Raw genomic sequence first — 1,571 nt, 5'->3', positions numbered from 1 at the left:
CTCCGGATCAGCGCCCAGTCCTCCAAAGTGATCACACTCCAATGGTCGAGTGTTCACTTTTCACCGCCGAAACTGTCCAATCTTCGAGCGCCGTCGACACAGCGCAGCCCGACACGTGGACTCTCCTCGAGATAGGCCTGCCCACCCACCGGGAAACCGGACCTGATGAACGCACCGACCCACCCCACCACACCAGTCACGGAGGAACACCCGACCTCCTGAGACCCAAGCCGGCACGTCTTCGCCGCTCACAGTGTTCGTCGATCACGGCGCCCGCCTCAAGGCCCTCCGGCCGCTACGCGGTCCAATGCCACGAAGTTAACAACTCGTGTTGGAAGTCAAGGATGTTGCCGCTACGGCGGGTCGGGTAGTGCGTAGGTGCCTTGGCCTGTTCGGGCCAGGAAGCCGAGCCGGGTCCACTCGCCGAGCTGTGTGAGCATGTTCCGGGTCTTGATGCCGAGCTGCTTGGCGAGGTCGCTGCCGTGCCATTCGCGTGCCGGATCGGTCGCCATGAGCGTGGTGACTTGCTCGCGGCGGGTCGGTCCGCCCGGTCGTGGGGTCGGGGTGGGCTTCTTGCGTAGGCCGGTCACCGGCGGCAGTCGTAGGGCCACCTCGATGGTGGTGATCGTCATCGTGCGCTGAGGCCGGTCGATGTCTAGGCCGAGCTAGCGCGCGGTGGCGTTCTTGACCTTGCGGGGTGCTGTACCGGGCGCGCCGTGCTGGCAGGATGCCTCCGAGGCCGTCTCGTCCGATGGTGCCAAGCAGGTCGGGTGGGTCCTGCTGGTCATCGAAGGTGAGGCCGGCCGCTGCGGTGAGCTGGTCACGGGCCGCCTGCAACGCGATCGTGAAGCTGGCCCGGTCCGGGTCGAGCCCGGGGCGGGACTCGACGGCCTCGACCATCACGATGCGCAGCACCTGGTAGACCGTCAGCAGCGCGCAGATCTCCTGCTCGAGCCCGGCCCGGTCGTGGAGCGCAGAGGGCAGGACACGCAGCCGATGCTGCACCGTCCGGGTCGAGACGAGCACGGCGTCGACCAGCTCGAACGGCACATGCTGGGTCAACTCGCCCAAGTGTCCCGGCGCGTACACCCCGATCGCGCAGGTCACCGAACGAGACACGGTCGAAAGCTCAATGGCAGACTCGGGCATGGCGGAGCTCCTGGGTAGAACCAAGCGATCTTTGACAATCCCTTGGCCCACCGGAGCTCCGCCGTCCTTGAACTCGACGCGCGGGTCCGACACGCCGAAAAACCGTTAACACTGGACCCATGAGCAACTTCCTTAACTTCGTGGCATTGCTACGCGGCCGGGCTCCACCCGAGCCTTGACCCAGACACCTATCTCGACGTGCCCGTCATTACCGAAACCGAGACAAAACCACGGTCACAGGGGTCTTGACACGGCCCCGCTCCTACAGGAATGACCTGCGGTTTGTCCGTCCGGGGCGCGCTGACATCGGCCGAAGCCTCACTTGTCGCCTGCCATGAGCATGGGACCGCTCTGAGCCGTTTCTGCCAAGTTCATGGGACCACTTGGATTGCCAGTCATGGGACCACCCGGCGCGCCTTTCC

General features: G+C 65.3%; 1 protein-coding gene and 1 pseudogene. Both read right to left on the bottom strand.

The window, feature by feature from the left end; all coding sequences use genetic code 11:
• Window positions 1–353: 353 nt before the first annotated feature.
• Complete coding sequence (locus FRW57_RS24640; RefSeq protein ID WP_238999533.1) at window positions 354–632, bottom strand: hypothetical protein; 279 nt, start codon at window positions 630–632, stop codon at window positions 354–356.
• A 349-nt stretch (window positions 633–981) separates the two neighbouring features.
• Window positions 982–1,149: pseudogene (locus FRW57_RS25135) on the bottom strand (transposase domain-containing protein); the annotation flags it as partial.
• Between the last annotated feature and the right edge of the window lie 422 nt (window positions 1,150–1,571).

Source organism: Segeticoccus rhizosphaerae (assembly GCF_009192725.1).
Classification (GTDB): Bacteria; Actinomycetota; Actinomycetes; order Actinomycetales; family Dermatophilaceae; genus Segeticoccus; species Segeticoccus rhizosphaerae.
This window is presented reverse-complemented; position numbering and strand designations above follow the sequence as displayed.